Consider the following 18,766-nt stretch of genomic DNA (forward strand, 5'->3'; position numbering starts at 1 on the left):
TTCAGGTCGTGAAGGTGCGCCTGAAGCAGGAAAAGACTTGGTAATAATATCTTTCAACCTCCTAGGCTGCAAGAATATGCAGCTACAACCTCATGACCTCCACATATGCCCATACTCGCACGACGTTTCATGCACATTCCAACCAAATGCTGACCAAAAGCTTGACGGATCTGTGGACAAGATACGGCGCCGTGGGGACAAGTCGCACCAAGCCGCAGGTCAACGGGCACAACGCTGTGGTCGCGAAATGCATACCAGTGGTCCAATTGATCGCCAAAAAGAATTTAAATTCGTTTGCTCGTGGTCTATAAAGTCCTTTTTTGAACAATTCGCTTAGCATGATTTAGCTGGTCAGGCTGCATATGCCGCACGTTTTAGGCATAGCGCAAGACACTGTGAATCAAAAAATGCTAAGTTTTCGGCTTGCACCTTACGATTCCTCGTGTATACTAACTTTCGCATTTAACGGAGAGTTGTCCGAGTGGCCGAAGGAGCACGATTGGAAATCGTGTAGGCGTCAAAAGCGTCTCCAGGGTTCAAATCCCTGACTCTCCGCCAGTTAATTCCAAAGCAGGCCTTCGAGCCTGCTTTGTTTTTACCCCACGCGGAGGGGTGGCAGAGTGGTTGAATGCGGCGGTCTCGAAAACCGTTTGGCCTGTATAAGGTCACGAGGGTTCGAATCCCTCCTCCTCCGCCATTTTGGTTGAGAAAGCTCCCAACAATGGGAGCTTTTTTGTTATCGAAATACGTCTCGATCCCACGCTTCCCCAAACATGTACGTCACCCTCCAAAACCGACATTTTTCGGCATCTTTGAAGGCTGACGTACACGTTTGGATTAAGCTCACGGGAGTGGCACTATTCGGAAGGTGCCTCTTCGTCTCGCATGCCTTTCCAGTTGCGGATAAGCGCCTTGCGTAGTTCGTTTTGCTCTCGCTGGTGCCCGGTGTCGGTACAGCGAGGCATGCCGAGTGCTTCGCGAATGTTGTTCATGGCGCGGTGAAAGGCGAGCTGGCTGCCGAACTGAGCCGAAGTGAGCGTAACGATTCGATATCCCATTTGGGAGAGAACGGCCTCTCGCTCCGCATCTGCTCCTTTGCGCTCGAACTCATCGTGAAAGCCGCCCTTATATTCGATACCGAGCTCCCTGCGCTTGTAGGTAACGAGCGCATCGATTTTGAGTGTTCGAGCTTTGGCGCAATGCCAGAGACGTTGAGGGATCTCGAGCGGTTTGTTGAGTTCGATACCTCGGATGCCAACGCCGCCTTCGCTTGTTGGGAGTGAGAGGGCGATTGCCGAAGCGGTCTCCATAGGCGAGGCCGAGCGATCGTAGATGTGCCTGAGCGCGAGCCGTGCACGTGTGGCACCGGGTTTGCCGGGATGCCGATCGAGCAGTTCGATTATTTCATCCTTGGAGGTGGTGGCTGGTTGCTCGGTATAAGGGTCGGCGGGATTAAGCCTCATGCGATAATCGCCGCAAACTTCATAGCCATATTCGAGATATTCGATCCTATTCATCCACTCGGCAGCGAGCACGAAGGTGAAGGCTTCGTCGGTGATGAAGACTCCGGGCGTCAACTCGTTAATATGCTCGTAAGGAAGATTTTGTCCAAGCATGTGGCAAATGACGCCTTTGGTGCGAATTCGCTCGAATTCGAATACAACCGAGATATCGATAGTCTTGAGCATATCGGACGGAATGCCGCAGTCGGTAAGCGCCTGTCGTATGCGTGCAACGCGTTGTTGGGTGGAGATGCCCTGTGCGCCTATCTGGTAGTCATGCCGCGCAAGAGACTGAACCAAATTCTGGGGTGCATGATGGACAAGCCATGCGGTTTTATGCGAAATGAGAACAGGGGTATCCATTGGGGACCTCTCGCTCTGAGCCGGTATCCAACTCTTATGTCCGTTGAAGTGGGGAAATATACCGGATGTGAGTAAATCAACTCATTCATGCTGTGGGCTCAATCCAAACATGTACGTCAGCCTCCAAAGATGCCGAAAAATGTCGTTTTTGGAGGCTGACGTACATGTTTTGGACCCCTGACATTCCAGCAATGCCACGCCCGCGCCCAGTCCCTACCGTTTGCCGAGCAATAGGATCTCAATCGCCGTCAACCATGTACTATGTACGGGCATTGTTCAAACCTACAACTCAAAGGACCCATCTTGCCCGTCGCCGCCGCTATGACCGTTACTTCACATGCTTCGGATGCCCTGGTCGCTATCCCATTTTGGCTCGAGATGTTCGCCGTTGTCGCGGCATCGATCTCGGGCGTGCTGGTCGCGCGCGAGCACAAGCTCGATCTGGTGGGCGCGGTCGCGCTCGCGGTGGTCTGCGGTCTGGGCGGCGGTCTCTTGCGCGATATGACGCTCCAGGTCGGCAACGTGTATATCCTCAACCAACCAATGGCGTTACCGCTCTCCATCGCCACGGCGGCCATCATCTACATCTTCCCGGCAATCGTCGATAAGCCCGACAAGCTCATTCCCCTGCTCGACATCATCTCGGTCGGCATTTATGCGGCTACCGGTGCGGACAAGGCGCTGGTCTACGGATTTGCGCCCGCCGTATGCATCATGATGGGCTTCTTCACCGCAGTGGGCGGCGGCATGCTGCGCGACGGCTTTATGGGCGTGGTGCCGGGCATTTTCCAACGCACTAACTTCTACGCCATCGCGGCCATCGCCGGATCGACAAGCTATGTAGGCCTCGTCATGAGCGGGCTCATGAGCAATGTCGCGGCGCTGGTCGTATGCGTCATCGTGACCATGGGGCTGCGTTGGCTATCGCTGCGCTTTGACATCAAAAGCCCCACCGAAGACGACATCGCACGCTTTTTGCACCGTAAAAAGTAGGTAGCACGGCCCAGCCCTTCGAAATGCAACCGGCAGGTTCTTTTAGAGCGCTTGCGCATTGGGTACCCTGTTAGATACCTGTCGAGTATCTAACGAAGGATTCACTATGCCTTACAACCAAGTACCGTCAACCCGGCGCCGCAAAGCGCGGAGTCACATCGCTATTCTATTCGCGCTGATTGCACTCGCGCTCACCGCACTCCCCACGGCATCGTTCGCCAGCACCGACACCGCGGGAAACGTGCTCGCGACCGAAGTTGACTCAACTCCGTCGGGTATCGAGGGCGATCTGTACTGGGCCGGCCAAAGCCTCAACCTAGACGATGCCTCCATCGGCCGCGATATTATCGCGGTGGGCGAGAGCCTGTCGATTCGCGACTGCACCGTAGGCGGCGCCGTTCGCCTGGCGGCGCGTACCATCGATATCGCCAAAACCGCAATCGATGGCAGCGTCACGGTGGCCGGCCAGCACGTCGTGCTCAACACCGGCAGCACTGCCAACTGTTTTTACGCGGCGGGCGAGACGGTCGCCCTGCGTGGCTCTGCCAAATCGGCGGCGCTCGCCGGCGACACCGTTACCATTGACGGCACCGTCGATGGCGATGTTGAGGTCTGGGCCGACAAGCTCATCCTGGGCAAAAACGCCCGCATCACCGGCACGGTGAACGCCCACGTCTCACAGGATCCCGAGCGGGCAGAGGGCGCTCAGGTCGGGGCTCTCAAGATCGACCGAACCGAAAACGAGGACACCTCTACGGTCAACGACATTATCGGCGGCATCGTTGCCGCGGCGCTTTCTACCTGCTTTGTCGCCATCCTGCTTGAGCTTGTCTTTCCGCGCGCAACCGCCAGCGCCGCCGAAATGCTCCACCAGCGCCCCACGCCGCTGTGGGTAAGCGGTCTTCTGGGCACGGTCGCCGTCGTTCCCGCCGTCCTGTTACTCATCATCTCGATTGCAGGCCTGTCGCTCGCCGGCGCCCTCATGTGCGGCATCATCGGCATCGCCCTGGTCTCGGCGGCATTTACGGGCACCGCGGTCGCACGCATGGTCGGACACAATCAGAACCGCTACGCCATGGCCGCCGTGGGCGGTATCGTCGCGGGCGCACTCACGGCACTTCCTCTTATGGGCAACTTTGTCAGCGGTGTAGCCTTTGTCTTTATGCTCGGCTACGTCATCCAGATCATCTGGCGCAACGCCCACCTCAAGCCGCAACAGAACACCAGCACCCCAGGCCTTCCCACCGCCTAACCACCAACCACCACAAAGGGGACAGGCACCTTTGTGGTGGTGCAGGCCGTCTCAATCCACGTGCACCAAAAAGGGCGCCGACCATTGCGGTCGACGCCCTTTCATTTAAAGCTATGAAGCCCGGCGCTTATTTGTTGACCTGGCCGGCGCGGACAGCAGCCTTCTTGCGGTCGGTTGCGTTGAGCAGACGCTTGCGCAGGCGAATGTTCTTGGGAGTGATCTCGACCAGCTCGTCGTCGGCGATGTACTCCAGCGCCTCCTCCAGCGAGAAGACACGAGGCGGCACCAGCTGAACGGAGATGTCGGAGGTCGAGGAACGCTGGTTGCCCAGGTTCTTGGTACGGGCGATGTTGACGACCATGTCGCCAGCCTTGCTGCGCTCGCCCACGATCATGCCCTCGTAGCACTCGGTGCCCGGCTCAACGAAGAGCTGGCCGCGCTCCTGCAGCGTACCCAGAGCATAGGCAACGGCCTTCTCAGTGGTCATAGAGATCATGGCGCCGTTCTGACGGTTACCGATCTCGCCGGCGTAGGGGCCGTACTCCAGGAAGGTGTGGTAGAACACGCCCTCGCCGTGGGTGACGTTCATGATGCGGTTCTTAAGGCCCATGATGCCACGCGTCGGGATCTTGAACTCGAGATGCGTCACGATGCCCGAGGTATCCATGCTCGTCATGATGCCACCGGAGGTGCCGAAGACCTCAACGACCTTGCCCGAGTATTCGTCCGGGCACTCGACGACGGCCTGCTCGACGGGCTCCAACTTGTTGCCGTTCTCGTCCTTCTTAAACAGAACGCGGGGACGGCCGACCTGGAACTCAAAGCCCTCGCGGCGCATGGACTCCATCAGAACGGACAGGTGCAGGATGCCGCGGCCCGAGACCTCGACGCCACTCTTGTCCTCGAGCTCCTCGATCTTCATGGTCACATTGTTCTCGGCCTCGTTGAACAGGCGCTCCTTGAGCTGACGGGCGCCCACGATGTCGCCATCGCGGCCGACGAGCGGGGAGGTCGAAGCCTCAAAGACGATGGACAGGGTCGGCGGGTCGATCTCGATGGGCTCGAGCTCGACGGGGTTCTCGGGGTCGGTGTAGACATCGCCGATATCGGTGCGGTCGATGCCCACGACGGCGGCGATGTCGCCAGCGCCGACTTCCTGGCACTCGGTACGGCCCAGGTAGTCGAAGGTGAAGAGCTGCTTGACGGTGGCGGTGGCGCCGGAACCGTCATTCTTGACGACCAGGATCTGGTCGCCCTGACGGATGGTGCCGGAGTACACGCGACCGATACCGATACGGCCGACGAAGTTGGAGTGGTCGATGGTCACGCACTGCATGGCGAGCGGGGCGGTCTCGTCAACCTCGGGCGCGGGCATGTCGTCGATGATCATGTCGAGCAGCGGGTACATGTCCATGTTGCCGTCCTCAGGGTCATGACGGGCAAAGCCGTTGACGCCGCTGGCGTAGATAACGTGCTCCATGGCAAACTCGAGCTGGTCATCGGTAGCGCCCAGGTCGGCCATAAGGTCGAGGCAGTCGTTGTAGGCCTTCTCGGGGTTAGCGCCCGGACGATCGATCTTGTTGATGACGATCATGATCTTAAGGCCGGTGTCGATAGCGTGACGCAGCACGAAGCGGGTCTGGGGCATGGGACCCTCAAAAGCGTCGACCAGCAGCAGGGCGCCGTCGGCCATACGCAGCACGCGCTCGACCTCGCCGCCGAAGTCGGCGTGGCCCGGGGTGTCGATGACGTTGATCTTAACGTCCTTGTACTCGATAGAGATGTTCTTGGCGAGAATCGTAATGCCGCGCTCGCGCTCCTGGTCGTTAGAATCCAGGACGCGGTCCTCGACCTGCTGGTTAGCACGGAAGGCGTCCGTGGCACGCAGGAGCTTGTCGACCATCGTCGTCTTGCCGTGGTCGACGTGGGCGATGATGGCGATGTTCCTCAGATTGTCTACGCGCATGTAGTTCCCCTATCTTCTATCCATATACAAACGGCACGCGTATGCGGCCCGCCCAGCGATACAACGCTCAGCGGGAATATTGAGCCTTTTACCGAAAACTCGTTTATTTTAGCGATTTTAGATAAGAGGGGTTTCCTCACCTGCAGGTTCAGGGTCGCTCCACATAAAACCATCGCCGGCACCCATGCCCTCATACAGCACGTATGCCGAAAAACCGCTCTCGAGCGTAGTCTCAAAGAAGCTCACGAGCAGAGCGTCATGGTAGCCGCCGTCAATCTCGACGCAGCCGGTGTAGCCGATGGCATAGCGGGCGATACGGCCCAGACCCTCGTCCTTAAGACCCATCTTGTGCTCGGAGATAAAGTTGGTGGCCGCCTCCAGGCATGCCTCCTCGCCATCCTCGTCGAGCGCGGCAAGATAACGGTTGGAAGTGGCGTCCTCAATTGCCACAACCACGCCAGGGTTTTCGCCCGCGGCCAGGTCGTCCAAGAAGGCGCCAATCAGATCGCACACCATGGCGTCGAGCTCGGCGGAGACGTTACCGGCGTCCTGCATATCCTGTGCCATCTTTAGACCTTCCCATCGAGTCCGGAGTCGTTACAGTTCCTGTGCCTCGGCGGCGATCTTGGCGGCAGCGTCGCGGGCGCGCATCATATCCATCGCGCGCTTGTCGAGCACCTTGATCTGACTGGTCAGCATTACCGCGTCGACCACGCCCCAGATCACCAGGCCCGTAGAGATCGAAAACCCAAGCGCACCAACTGTACCACGAAGGCGCGAGCAGATTGCCGCGACAAGGGCGGAGATGACGACCATCTTGATAAACGAGCCGCGGCGCTCGCGAAGCGTGCGGGCCTGCGTCACATAGGCAATGCGAGCCGCCTCAGAAGCCTCCGAGCGCATCTGGGCTTCACGCGCGATGGCGGCCGCCTCGGCCGACATGCCGCCGGCCATCAGCGAACGCTCCGCAACCTGGACGCCCCGCATTTAGAAGTCATCGGGGGAGAGCGTATGGACGAACTCGTCGAACTTCTCGAACTCCTGCTCGTCGTCAACTTCCTCGGCGTGGGTAGAAACAGTGCCCAGGCGATTCATGATGTCGTCCTCCACAAACATGGGAGCATTGCTGCGCACGGCAAGGGCGATGGCATCGCTGGGGCGGGCATCGATCTTACGCTCCTCGCCATCGGCCAGTACGACAATCGTCGCGTAAAACACCGGCGGCTCGGCGCGGACGATCTCGATGCGCTCGAGTTTGGCGCCCAGGGCGCCAACAGTATCGAGCAGCAGGTCATGGGTAATCGGGCGCTCGGCGCGACCGCTATCGATGCCGCGGCTGATGGCAGCAGCTTCAAACGAACCAGTCTGAATGGAAAGGGAACGCAGCGGCGCGGGCGAGTCCGATTTGCTGCAGCGCTCGCGAAGCACGATAAGCGATGGCACGGGACCGGCGGCCATGACGATGGTCTCTATGTCGACACGAACCATGGAACACCTCCGGTACGTAGCGGTTAACACACGGCATCTTCGCCGCATTGAATAGCTATACTACCCAATCTTTCGCACAGCACACAAAATTAAAGCAGTCTTTTTGGGACGGGGCTTTTTTGACTACTTTCAGTAGATAGGAAAAAAGCCTCGAGGCAATTGCCCCGAGGCTCTTCACAGTTTTGATGGTGGACCTGACAAGATTCGAACTTGTGACCTCCCGGTTATCAGCCGGACGCTCTAACCAACTGAGCTACAGGTCCATCGTGGTGGAGGTTAGGGGGATCGAACCCCTGACCTCAGGCTTGCAAAGCCCGCGCTCTCCCAGCTGAGCTAAACCCCCACGGAGACAGTAATAAACACCCCAGCGGCGACTCGGCTCTCGCTGGGGTGTTTATTGCGAAAGAAAATGGTGGACCTGACAAGATTCGAACTTGTGACCTCCCGGTTATCAGCCGGACGCTCTAACCAACTGAGCTACAGGTCCATCGCGGGGATTACTATAGACCAGAGGTCGGTGGCGCGTCAACAACTTTTTTTCAAATTTGTTTTAAAAATGAGGCGGTACACGAATGAGCCAATACTCCAAGCTATAAAGACGCAGGTAACAGCCGTGATGTAGCCTGAGGCATCCAGAAACAAATCGAGCTTGTCGAAGTGACGACCAGGCACATACAGCTTGTGATACTGGTCGGCAGACGACGCCGCCGCGCAGGCCAGGATAGTCAGGGCGTACATGAGCCACGTTCTCCATATACGAATGTGGCCTCGACGGCTGCGACGGTGCGCCCATCCAGACATCCAGGCGAGCACGTTGAGGGCTATCACTCCGCCCAAAATGGCAAATTCGACCACGTGCGCCTGCTCCATATATTCTGCAAAAATATCAGGATCACACATCGTTTCTTCTAGCCGTTCAAAGGTATCCTCCTCTCGGTGAGCCAGCGATATGATCCCATAGACCATATATGCGGAGATAAAGAACAAGACGCTGAACACAAGGAGCAATATAGAACGCAGTTTGCTTTTCTGGCTTATAGGACAAAAAGTGTGTCCCGACAGAACGCCAGTTCCCATCCATTAATCCAGCCAGAACGGGTACGGATCCCTGTGGTGAAGGTCCTCCCACACCGCCCTGTCGCTCGACCCAGAGCTCGGCCTGGTGCAGCGTCTCGATGCCCATGAGGTCGCGCGCGATGGCGTAGAGCTCGCGCCCCGCTTGGAGCTTTGGCCGCGTCGTCGTGTAGCGCTTGGCCTGCGAGAAGGCATGGAAGGTGCACCTCTGGACCCTGGTGCGCGGCCAGGTCTCGCGCGCGGCCTTGGCGAATGGTCCGACCGCCGCAGCAGGGGCAATAAACGGCCTTCATGGGCACCTCTTCCGAAAGGGTATTTAACGGTTCCGGAAAAGATTATCTACCAGCGGGAACGATAGGCAACCGGACACACATTCTGTCCGAGCGGTTAAAAGCGGACACGGAATTTAAACGGCTGAAAAAGGGGCATCGACCTGCGCCGATGCCCCTAAAGTAGACACACATTTTGTCCTATAAGCCAAGTTGCAAGGTCTTAAACGAGAACCCTCTTCATGACTCCATGAAAAAACGGGGTGCTCCGTAACCGAAGCACCCCGACCTACACGTGGAATCTATCTAATCCTAACGCCTGCGCAGTCGCAAGACCGCTACCGTCGCAACGCCGGCCGCAAGCACCACCAGAGACAAGATCGGCGCGGTGTCGCCAGTTTGAGGCAACTTGAACCCGCCATCGTCGCCGTCATCGTCGCCATCATCCGGCGGCAGAACCGGATCGAGCGGGGAAGCCTGCTTCTCATAGACGTTCTTGAACACCGGAGCACCGTTGTCGCCCTGGGCCCACTCGACCTTGAGCTTGCCGTTACCCGGATCGGTCACGGTCACGTGGTAGGTAAACACCTGATCATCATAGGTAACGCCCTCGGCATCGCCTTTGACCTCGCGAATCTCGTAGTCGAACTCGCCTGTCTCGGCATACTCGATCGGCTCGAAACTGATGCGCGCGACACCGCTCTTGTCCGGGGCAAGGTTCTTGGCGGTCTGGATGACCTTGCCGTCCTGCACCAGCTCGAACTCGAACTCGCCGGCCTTGATATCGCGGCCATCCAGCTGCTTGATGGCGTTGAAGGTAATGCTCGAAGGGGCAGCCTTGTACGAATTGACGAACTTCAGGTCGGTGCCCTCGGCATCAGCGACAGACCACACTATCTCGAGCACGCCGTCAAAGTCGACGTCCGTGGCAACGGCGGAGACATCATACGAGCTTGCATCATACGTGATGCCATCGCTCTCGTTCGGGTTGACCTCAACCAAACGATACTGATGCGTGCCGGGCTCCTCGAAGGTGACGGCACCCATTTTCACGTTTCCGCTCTCGTCGTTTTCGCCCTTAGCCACAACCTTGCCGCTGGCAACATCAACCAGATCAAACTCGAACTCACCATCAACCAGATCGCGACCATCAAGCGTCTTAGTCAACGTGAAGCCGCCCTCACCGGTCAAGCTCGATTCCTTCGGAGTCGTGCTGTAGGTGTTGGTGAACTCGAACTGCGCTCCCTGATGCTCGGATTCCACACGCATGTGGCCCTGGCCGTCGTCGGTCACCGTGAGCTTGAAGGTCTTGGTCACCTGCGCATCGTTGGTGATACCCGAAGCGGTACCGCTCTCGGTCACATGATAGGTGAACGTCTTGGTGCGAGCGCCATTCTCATCAGGGGTTACGCCATCAAGATGATCCTGCGTGAAGGTGATCTCGCCGAACCTCACGTCGCCGACAGCGTCGTTCTTCACCGAGGTGACATCAGGCAGCGGAGCGTTTTCCTCACCGGAAATCGTGAAGGTGAATTTGCCGTCGATAATGGACACGGGCGCACCGCCATCGAGCCATTTGGAACCAGATGGCGTGAACGGAGCCGTGGACGTATAGGTGTTCTCGAAAGAAAGTTCGTTCATGCCAGCCGGGTACTCAACCGTGATGTCAAACACTCCGTCACCATCGTCTACCAGCTTGACGACCACATTGAAGGATGTGACGTTGCCGGAGACTACGCCGGGCAGATTTCTCGTAACCTCGCTTACCTTGTAGTGAAGCTCATAGGTGATCTTGCCGCCCGCATCAGCGGTCTTGACGGCCAAGTCATTGGCGACCGCCTGCTCCAAGCTCTCGCTCGTGTAGTGAATCGGCTCGAACTCAACAGTGCCATCAGCGGCGTTCTTGCCCGAGGACACCACGTTGCCACCCTTATCCTCGACGACGAAGCTGAACTCGCCCGCATTCTGGTCACGGCCCGTCAGCTGCTTGACGGCGGCGATCTTCACGTTGCCGTCTCCCCCGAGGGTGCCGGAAGAACCGTACCTGTTGACGAACGAAACCTCAGCGGCATCGTCGGGATCCGTGCCCGTCGTGTAGACATAGGCCTTCTCGTTCGCTCCATCGGAAACCTTGGTGGTCACCGTCAATGCAGCCTTGGCAGGATCGTGCTCCGTGGCGATGGTCACCGTGTACTCGGCTGCATCGTTGGTGTAGCCCTCATCTGCATTACCACCCGTAGTCTCGGACACCACGTAAGAATACGTCTTCCCCGCATCGTCCTGGCTGAACTCGACGTCCTCGCCGAAGGATTTCACCAACGACTTCTTACCAGCTGTCGCGGCATCGGGGTTCTTGAACTCTTCACCAGCCAGCTCGATGCCGAACTTGTCGGCAGATGCCGGGTCAACGGGCGTCACGGTGAAGCCGAACTGGTTTGAAGCCATATCGCGGCCATTGAGAGTCTTGAATATGCTCAAGCCGCCCTTAGCACCGTAGTCAAGCTTCGAGACATAGATGTTCTCGAACTCCTTATTAAGAACCTGGGTAACAGATGCAGCAAGACGTCCTGTAGAGCTGCCATTATTGCCAAGATCGGTCACATGCACCGTGAAGGTAGCGGGGTAGGAAGCGTAGGTGATGCCGTTGATGGTCTTGCCAGCATTGGTCTCAGTCACCCGATATGTGTAGTCGCCCGCCTTGTCGAACTTGATCTCGCCGAAGCCGAACGCGGCCTTGCCGTCCTTGAGGTCGGCCTTGGTAACGGTCGTCTTGTCGTTTACGGGCATCGGGGCGCCCTGAGTCACAGCCTCGAGCGTGAACTCGAACTCATCGGAATCGATCCAGTCGCGGCCGGTCAGCACCTTGCTCAGGCCCACCGCTGCAGCATCAGGGGTAAAGGTCGTTACGGCTGCCTTGTACTCGTTGATGAACGGAAGCGTATAGACATCCCTGCCACCAAGAGATGACGGTTTAATCTCGACATCTCCCTTGGTCACCTTAGTCTCGAGGTGCATGGAGCCGTCGCCGTCGTCGATCGGGGTGATCATCACTTTATACTCGGCAGATTCGGTGTTATAGGTCACGCCAGGGAGCTTCTTGTCGCCCGAAGGAATGACCTCGGTCACCTTGTACGTAAAGGTATTGCCCATATCCTCTTGAGCAAAGGTCAGATTAGCAAGCTTGTTGGGCATGGGATACGCGATGCCTGCTGGGGTATCAGCCTCAACCGCGAAGCTCCTGTCGGCCGAAGGGAGCTTCTTCGAAGAGGCTTCATCCGTTCCCTCGATCTGGAAGCCGAACTCTCCTGCTTTCTGATCTCGGCCATTGAGGATGTTCGTTACGGTCACGGACGCCGTATCACCCAATCTTGCAGGTGCAACGGAATAATTGTTTACGAACGTCGCCGCAGTATCAGAGCCGCCCTTATAGGTAACCGGACCGTCAAGCTCCAGAACACCGTTCGTATCCTTGACCTTGATGGTGATGATCACGTTGCGGCGGTCGTACGCCATGCCATCCCCATCGGCTGCAGGAGCGTTCTCGTGCGCCTTGAACACATAGGTGCCGGGGCTCTTGATGGTCATGGGTCCGAAGTTGAAGCCCTTGGCTTCGCCATCCTTCAGCTCGCCCACGGTCGCAGTCGCCGTCTCGGCAGCACGGTCGTCCCCGAAGATGACGAAGTCGTTAGCCAGAGCGGTGCTCGTGGCCACGTTGCCGGCGGAAAGCGTGAACTCGAAGGTCTCGCCGTCCAGGGAATTACGGCCGTTCAGGGTCTTGGTGCCGTGCGGCACGTTGTCAGTGTCGTTGGGGAGCGTAAGGTCCTTGGGATTGTAGCTGTTTTGGAAGGCTACCTCGGTCTCGGGGGTCGGGGTCTGCTCGACCGAACCATCGCCCTTGACCTTGTAATAGGTCTTGGCGACATGCACGGTAGGAACCCCTTCGACTTCCTGCGCCGTCACCACGAACTCAACCTTATACTTCACCGGATCGTAGGTCATGCCCTGATAGGTGTAGCCGTTGTCGGCGTTGGCCTCGGCAGGGATGACCTCCTCGAGCATGTAGGTGTAGGTGTGGCCCACATGGACGCGGGTGAACTCGACCTGCTGGTAGTTGACGGAGTTGCCGTCATTTTTGACGGTGAGCACGCCGTCCTTAGCGCCGTCGGGCATCGGGGCGGAATCGGCGTTGTCGCCGACTGGGTAACCCTTGAACGAGAACTTGCCGTCGGAGATCGGGTTGCTGCCCGCCATGTCATCGTAGTACTTGTGCGCGACTGGTCCGGCGTAGACGGAATCCACATCGAACGTGTTCTTGAACTTCGCCACCCTGTCGTCGACGTCCTCATTGAGATCGTTGCCGCGATCGTCCTTGGTCTTGACCATCGACGAGGTCACGGAGAGCGTGCCGTCGCCGTTATCGGTCACCACAACTGTGACGGAGTAGGTTGCGCGCGAGTAGCTGACGCCGGGGACGGCAGCGCCCTGCGGGCGGATCTCATTTACGGTGTAGGTGTACGTGCCGGGATGCGTATACGTCACGGAACCGAAGTTGCCCGTCCTGGCATCATTGGTCACCTGCACGGTCTTGTTGTGGCCCGTGGAGCCCTCAGGCATGGGATAGTCCACCTGGTCCGCCATCAGGTCGAAGGTGAAGCTATTCGCCTGATCCCATTTGTCGAACTCCTTCTCGTACTTCACGAAGTTATCGGCAGAAAGCGTCACAGAGTCAACGTCGTAGGTGTTCCCGAAGCTCGCCGTGGAGGTCGCGTTGGCCGCAAGTGTGCCGGTGTCGTCCGTTTTGCTAGTGTTCGTGAAGCCCTTGGGGTTGCCCACCTCGGTGACGGTGTAGGTCGTCCCGCCCGAAAGCCCGTGGATATGCAGCGTCTGCTCGTCCTGCAGCTTAAGCGGCTTCTTGCATTTGCCCGTCTTCTTGTCGAAGGTCACGGTGAAGTGGTCGCCGACGAGGGTGTTGGTCTCATCCCTGATGCCGGCTGTGTAGGCGCCGCTCTCGTTGAGGGAAGCGGGGTTGACCGTCACCTCGAAGGTGAAGTCCTTATTCTTGGTGACGCTTGCATCCAGGTTCTTGCCCGCGGTCACCTGGGCATCCTTGTAGATGGCCAACGTGGCAGGAAGCTCCATATCGAGCTTACCGTTGTTACCTAAATGGACATTCACCTGCCGGCCGTTCTCGAGGTCATCCCACTGGGGTCCAAGAACCTCAGGAGCGGTGCCGGTGGGGTTTTCCCCCTTGTCGAACTTGATGGAGTTGACGCGCGTCAGGCGGGTGCTGCCCTTCTTGATGAAGGCATTGCCATCGGAATCATGGCCGATGTGCGACCTCACATACAAGAGGTTCGCAGCGGGAATCTCCTGATGGTAAACCTCGTCGGTCACCGTACCGGTGCCATCTGCCGCCGTAGACTTGATGTGCCTGCGCTCGTAGTAGATGGGCTGGTTGAAGTCCGTATCCTCCAACTTGGCAAAGGTCAGCTTCTGCTTGCAGGTCTCATCCTCGTACAGAGGAGTGTCCTCGGTGAAGAAGTAGAACGAGTTGGTCTTGGCAGGGGTGAAGTTCGCCACCGTGTTTCCCAAGGTCTTCGAGCTGTCGAGCTGGCCCTTGATGGATCCATCGTAGTGGTTGGAGTAGAAGGAGATGGTTCCATCCTCATCCGCATGGGCGTCGATGTAGGACTGCAGCGCAGCGTTGTCAGCCTCGTTCTGATCGAGGCCGTTTGCGATGGCCTCCCTGACCTCATCCTTCAGGCTCACGCCGTAGATGACGCGCAAAGGCAGGATCTCCTTGATGGAGAACGTGCGATTGCCATTCTCGTCGGTCGTCACCTGCAAATGGCGCAGGGGAATCATGCTCGCGGGGATCTTCACGGTCACGGTGTCGCCGTCGGCAAGCGTCTTGCCGGGCGTGACCTGGACGATGATGTCTTCCAAGTTGGCTTCAGGGTACTGCGCATTGCTCACGGTGCCGGTGTAGTGGTAGGTCTTCACGCCATCGGCGCCCGTATCGACGTCACCCGAGGGTTTATGCAGCTTCTCGGCGAACGAAAGCTCATGGAACCTGGTCACATGCATGTAAGCTCCGAGCTGATCGGTGAAAGTCAGGTATCCCGATTTGTTGGCTTCGTAGCCGTCCTTGATCTCGGTCGGAGAGGGGGGGGTCGACGAAACGGCGTCGAAGATCTCGTTGAAGACGCTGTTCAGCTCGCCGGCATCCTTAGCGGAGCGATAGTACTTCTTGCCGTCAGGATTGCGCGCACCAAGCGCCGTATATGCCGTGGCCTTAGGGTAGTTGCTCGAAACGCCCTGCATGTACTGGTTGTTCTGGTCGGCTGTGCTGTCCTCGTTGGCACCTTCGAAGATACCGATGCTGTAGACCAGCGCGCCGGCGTCCTTGAGAGTTTTCGAAGTTTCAATGGCGCCATTCGCCACCTCGGCTTCGAAAGAATTACTGCTTGTGGGCACACCATCGGTGAAGAAAATGACGACCTTCTGGGCACCATCGCGAGCACCATTCAAAGCAGTTTGGGCCCGACTCATACCTAGGTCTGCACGAGTGGCACCATCCGCAGTGAGGTTGTAAACCGAAGTCTTGAGAGAACTAGCATCGTCGGTCAAGTTCTGCACGGTGGTCGCATTGCTAGCAAACGTAGTGATGGCGATGCGGTGATGCTTAGCTGGTTCGTTCATTTCGTTATTCAGCTCATCGGCTTTGTCGATGAAGCTGCTTGCGGCGCTCTTAAGCGCGGTAAGACGGGTGGAGGATTCCCTTGTGTAAAACTGAGTGCCGTCCTGATCATCCGCAGAGGACTTAGGGACTACTCTCTTTCCATCAAGTTCCCAGTAACGATCACCGAGACCTCCAGCACGCTCTATCTTTTGATACTTATTATCAACTAAGGCGTAATAAGTAGTTCCAAAGTAGGGGGAAACGTCATACGTCGGCGTATAGAAATATCCGGTGCCGAAGCTTTCGCGCATCGAACCCGACACGTCGAAGACCATGACGATGTCGAGCGGCTTAGACTCCATGGTTGTGGTGTTGGAGGTGGAGGAAAGCGCAGAGAGCATGACGAGGAAATCCTCGTCTGCATCCTTGCTCACCGTGCCAGGCGTGATGGTGATGTCGGAAGTGGAAACGGTCTTGTCAGGCCAAATTCGGCCGACGTTCTCGGTTACGTAACCCTTGGAATCGTTTCCAATCAAGTCACGGTAGCTGAATTGCGTGGAAGGATCCGCAACAGTTTTCTCGTCGAAAGAAGCAGCTTGAGCACGCATCGGCGTCGCAAGCATCAACAACGCAACAATCACGGTAACAAGAAGGGCAACGCCTTTCACCTTTGCTGAAAAACCATTAATGCCATTCGCACGAACAGCACACTCCTGCCCGTCCGAAGACATCCTTCGCTGCCCATTCCTTGTCTCAACAAAGCAACCCATCTCGATCTTCTTCCCTACTACTCATCACATCCAACAGGGCGAATACCCATCCACCGATGCCTCATCTCATCAACCGACATCAGTGTCTGCATCTACTGGCGAAAGCAGCTTGAAGCTACGCCGGCGCCAACTTGACGCAATTTGGGCACACCTATTCGGCGTGATTTTACACCTTCATGCTAGATCAACTGTTCTTATCGAAAAAAAAATGGGAAGTGTCATTTTCCCCCCTTGATTCTCATTTTCATTGCAACATCCTCAGGACTCAGCGCAACGCGTTGCGCTGAGTCCTGAGGCGCGAATCCGGGTAGGCAACCCCAGAGGGGCCGGAATCCCCCGGCCCGCGATGGAGGGAGGCCGGCATGTCCAGACCCAAGCCGTCCGGAAGGTCGTACGGGAGGCTCACGAGGCACGAGAGGAACACGGTCGAGAGGATGCTCGACCGCAACCGCGGCGCCCGCGAGATCGCCGCGGAGCTCGGCAGGTCGCCCTCGACCGTGACCAGGGAGGTGGCGGCGCACCGCTACGTCACCGCGCCGCGCTCGCGCTACGGCGAGCCCGCGCCCGCGGACCTGTCGGGGGCCTGCCCCAGGCTCTCCGCGTGGCCGAGGTGCTGCAACGGCTGCTCGCACAGGAGGGGCTACGGCTGCTCGAGGAGGCCCAGGGTGTTCTACAGCGCCAGGAGGGCGCAGGAGGCGGCCGACGCCGAGCTCTCGGCGAGCAGGTCCGGGATCGACGAGACCGAGGAGGGCGCCGCCGCCAAGCTCGCGGCCATTGTTAGCGCTAATCTAAAATCAACCACTTTTGCAAACGTATCCCGCCGAATGCGCCAACGCGCTTTCGCCAGTCCCGCTAACGTACTTTCACCAACTGCGCAAACGGAACTATGCTCCGATCGGGTATCCGACCCGGGAGGAGCGGGATATGGAGCGAAACGTAATGGGAGAGCTGAACGTCTACAGGGGGTCCGGCGCCAAGCCGAACTTCAGCGAGATCGCGAGGAGGCACGGCATGGACCGGCACACGGTCGCCAAGTACTGGAGGGAGGGCGAGGCCGCCGTCGACGGGAGGTCCGCGAGGGGCAGCGCCTTCGACCCGCTCGAGGAGGAGATCCGCGCGAAGGCCCAGCTGCCCGGGATGACCAAGATGGCCGTCTGGATTGGCAACACCTATTTGGACGATTCCGGGAGGGACAGCCCCGCTTCCCTGAACTCGACCGGCGACATGTAGCCCAGCGTCGAGTGGATCCTGAAGTTGTCGTACCGGTGCACGTAGTCCGAGAGCTTGGCCCGTAGCTCGCGCGTCGTGCCGAACGTCTCGCGGTGGACGAGCTCGGCCTTCAGTATCCTGTTGGTCGACTCGTCGACGGCGTTGTCGTAGGGGCAGCCCTTGGCCGACAGCGACCTCTCTATGCCGAAGGTCTCGAGCATCAGGTCGATCTCGGCGTTGTCGAACTCGCTGCCGCGGTCCGTATGGAATACCTCGATGTCCGAGATGGGGAAGGAGACCGTCGCGAACGCCGACTTGACCAGCCGGGCGTCCTTCCCGGGCCCGGCGGAGTGACCGACGATCTCTCTGTTGCAGGGGTCGACGAGCAGGCAGACGTAGTTCCACGAGGCCCCGACGCGCACGTAGGTCAGGTCGCTGCATATATGGGTGCGCGGCGCCCTGCCGCCGAAGCCGCGCGCGACGACGTTGGGCACGTCGGCCTCGTTGACCGCCCCGGGGCGCACCTTGAACCTCTTCCTGCCGTATGCGCCGGCCAGGCCGTTCTCCCTCATGATGCGGCAGACCCGGCGCCGGCTGACGGTGACGCCCGACCTCCCGGGCGACGCCTTTATCTTGCGCGAGCCGTACCGGCCCTTGCTGGCGGCGTGGGCCGCGACCACGGCCGGCGCGGCGGGGTCCGGCGCGTCGGGCCGGTCGGCCCGCGAGCGCATGGAGTAGTACGTCGACCTCGCGACGCCGAGGAGCCTGCACTGCGCTGATATGGGGTAGCGGCCCTCGTTGGCCGCTATGGCCCTCACTTTCGAGCGTATATCAGCGCCGCTTGTTTTAAGACGTCGACCTCCATCCGGAGCCTGCGGTTCTCGCGCTCGAGCTCCAGGATCCGGTTCTGCTCGGGCGTGCGGTTGTCCGCGGCGCGCGGCGAGCCGGTCGCGTTTATCGACTTGGCCCGCCTCTCCACGGTGCTCTTGCCGAGGTCGTACTCGTCCATGATCTCGCGCTTGGGCTTTCCGGCGTTGTAGAGGTCGACTATCTGCCTCTTGAATTCGTCGGTGAAATGCCTCGGGTGCCTGGGGTCCCTCATATACGGCCCTCCCGTCTCTCGCGCCCCTCCCGGAACTGTCCACATCAGTGTAGCCAATCCACGGCGAAGTCGGTGTTCCTCGGCTCCCAGCCGAGG

The 18,766-nt window shown here is 58.6% G+C and carries 11 protein-coding genes, 5 tRNA genes and 2 pseudogenes; 6 read left to right on the forward strand and 12 right to left on the reverse strand.

Annotation, left to right across the window (positions count from 1 at the left end; all coding sequences use genetic code 11):
- Window positions 1-467 precede the first annotated feature (467 nt).
- Together DW732_RS01650 and DW732_RS01655 are read left to right on the forward strand one after the other, a co-directional pair.
- Window positions 468-558, forward strand: a tRNA-Ser gene (locus DW732_RS01650).
- A 48-nt stretch (window positions 559-606) separates the two neighbouring features.
- Window positions 607-697 (forward strand) — tRNA-Ser (locus DW732_RS01655).
- A gap of 160 nt (window positions 698-857) precedes the next feature.
- On the opposite strand, the gene DW732_RS01660 is transcribed toward DW732_RS01655, so the two are convergent.
- Window positions 858-1,865 (reverse strand): hypothetical protein, encoded by a 1,008-nt coding sequence (locus DW732_RS01660; protein ID WP_118098335.1) that lies wholly within the window; start codon window positions 1,863-1,865, stop codon window positions 858-860.
- Between the two features lie 321 nt (window positions 1,866-2,186).
- On the opposite strand from DW732_RS01660, the gene DW732_RS01665 reads away from it, so the two are divergent.
- Complete coding sequence (locus tag DW732_RS01665; RefSeq protein ID WP_233539322.1) at window positions 2,187-2,858, forward strand: trimeric intracellular cation channel family protein; 672 nt, start codon at window positions 2,187-2,189, stop codon at window positions 2,856-2,858.
- A 106-nt stretch (window positions 2,859-2,964) separates the two neighbouring features.
- Window positions 2,965-4,110, forward strand: coding sequence for a polymer-forming cytoskeletal protein (locus DW732_RS01670; RefSeq protein ID WP_118098339.1), 1,146 nt, complete (start codon window positions 2,965-2,967; stop codon window positions 4,108-4,110).
- A gap of 127 nt (window positions 4,111-4,237) precedes the next feature.
- Here the strand turns inward: DW732_RS01670 and typA are convergent, their stop codons facing one another.
- The 10 genes and pseudogenes from typA to DW732_RS01715 form a co-directional block, all read right to left on the reverse strand.
- On the reverse strand, window positions 4,238-6,076 hold the full coding sequence (gene typA, locus DW732_RS01675) for a translational GTPase TypA (protein ID WP_118098341.1): 1,839 nt from the start codon (window positions 6,074-6,076) through the stop codon (window positions 4,238-4,240).
- A 117-nt stretch (window positions 6,077-6,193) separates the two neighbouring features.
- On the reverse strand, window positions 6,194-6,643 hold the full coding sequence (locus DW732_RS01680; protein ID WP_117734803.1) for a hypothetical protein: 450 nt from the start codon (window positions 6,641-6,643) through the stop codon (window positions 6,194-6,196).
- A 30-nt stretch (window positions 6,644-6,673) separates the two neighbouring features.
- Complete coding sequence (locus DW732_RS01685; RefSeq protein WP_118098343.1) at window positions 6,674-7,063, reverse strand: hypothetical protein; 390 nt, start codon at window positions 7,061-7,063, stop codon at window positions 6,674-6,676.
- A complete protein-coding gene (locus DW732_RS01690; protein WP_118098345.1) occupies window positions 7,064-7,564 on the reverse strand; it encodes a bifunctional nuclease family protein in 501 nt (166 codons plus the stop codon).
- 186 nt (window positions 7,565-7,750) lie between these two features.
- Window positions 7,751-7,827 (reverse strand) — tRNA-Ile (locus DW732_RS01695).
- Between the two features lie 4 nt (window positions 7,828-7,831).
- Window positions 7,832-7,907 (reverse strand) — tRNA-Ala (locus DW732_RS01700).
- A 67-nt stretch (window positions 7,908-7,974) separates the two neighbouring features.
- Window positions 7,975-8,051 (reverse strand) — tRNA-Ile (locus DW732_RS01705).
- Window positions 8,052-8,089: 38 nt separating this feature from the next.
- Entirely contained in the window at window positions 8,090-8,641 is a 552-nt protein-coding gene (locus DW732_RS10025; protein ID WP_118098346.1) for a VanZ family protein, read from the reverse strand.
- 67 nt (window positions 8,642-8,708) lie between these two features.
- Window positions 8,709-8,891, reverse strand: a pseudogene (locus DW732_RS10030) (IS256 family transposase); the annotation flags it as partial.
- A 328-nt stretch (window positions 8,892-9,219) separates the two neighbouring features.
- Complete coding sequence (locus DW732_RS01715) at window positions 9,220-16,257, reverse strand: Spy0128 family protein (protein ID WP_158567315.1); 7,038 nt, start codon at window positions 16,255-16,257, stop codon at window positions 9,220-9,222.
- Between the two features lie 464 nt (window positions 16,258-16,721).
- On the opposite strand from DW732_RS01715, the pseudogene DW732_RS10150 reads away from it, so the two are divergent.
- A pseudogene (locus DW732_RS10150) lies at window positions 16,722-16,862 on the forward strand (helix-turn-helix domain-containing protein); the annotation flags it as partial.
- 421 nt (window positions 16,863-17,283) lie between these two features.
- Entirely contained in the window at window positions 17,284-17,589 is a 306-nt protein-coding gene (locus DW732_RS01725; protein ID WP_233539325.1) for a hypothetical protein, read from the forward strand.
- On the opposite strand, the gene DW732_RS01730 is transcribed toward DW732_RS01725, so the two are convergent.
- Window positions 17,529-18,713, reverse strand: a complete 1,185-nt coding sequence (locus tag DW732_RS01730) for an IS3 family transposase (protein WP_118098404.1) — start codon at window positions 18,711-18,713, stop codon at window positions 17,529-17,531. The two genes, DW732_RS01725 and DW732_RS01730, sit on opposite strands and share 61 nt — an antisense overlap.
- Window positions 18,714-18,766: the final 53 nt, after the last annotated feature.

This window comes from Collinsella sp. AM28-11LB, from assembly GCF_003469895.1.
Lineage (GTDB): Bacteria > Actinomycetota > Coriobacteriia > Coriobacteriales > Coriobacteriaceae > Collinsella.

Excerpts from the sequence above, each read along its gene's own strand:
- DW732_RS01670 (WP_118098339.1), top strand. The coding sequence starts at position 2,965 with ATGCCTTACAACCAAGTACCGTCAACCCGGCGCCGCAAAGCGCGGAGT.
- DW732_RS01660 (WP_118098335.1), bottom strand. The coding sequence starts at position 1,865 with ATGGATACCCCTGTTCTCATTTCGCATAAAACCGCATGGCTTGTCCAT.
- DW732_RS01665 (WP_233539322.1), top strand. The coding sequence starts at position 2,187 with ATGACCGTTACTTCACATGCTTCGGATGCCCTGGTCGCTATCCCATTT.
- DW732_RS01680 (WP_117734803.1), bottom strand. The coding sequence starts at position 6,643 with ATGGCACAGGATATGCAGGACGCCGGTAACGTCTCCGCCGAGCTCGAC.
- DW732_RS01690 (WP_118098345.1), bottom strand. The coding sequence starts at position 7,564 with ATGGTTCGTGTCGACATAGAGACCATCGTCATGGCCGCCGGTCCCGTG.
- DW732_RS10025 (WP_118098346.1), bottom strand. The coding sequence starts at position 8,641 with ATGGGAACTGGCGTTCTGTCGGGACACACTTTTTGTCCTATAAGCCAG.
- DW732_RS01685 (WP_118098343.1), bottom strand. The coding sequence starts at position 7,063 with ATGCGGGGCGTCCAGGTTGCGGAGCGTTCGCTGATGGCCGGCGGCATG.
- DW732_RS01725 (WP_233539325.1), top strand. The coding sequence starts at position 17,284 with ATGGAGCGAAACGTAATGGGAGAGCTGAACGTCTACAGGGGGTCCGGC.
- typA (WP_118098341.1), bottom strand. The coding sequence starts at position 6,076 with ATGCGCGTAGACAATCTGAGGAACATCGCCATCATCGCCCACGTCGAC.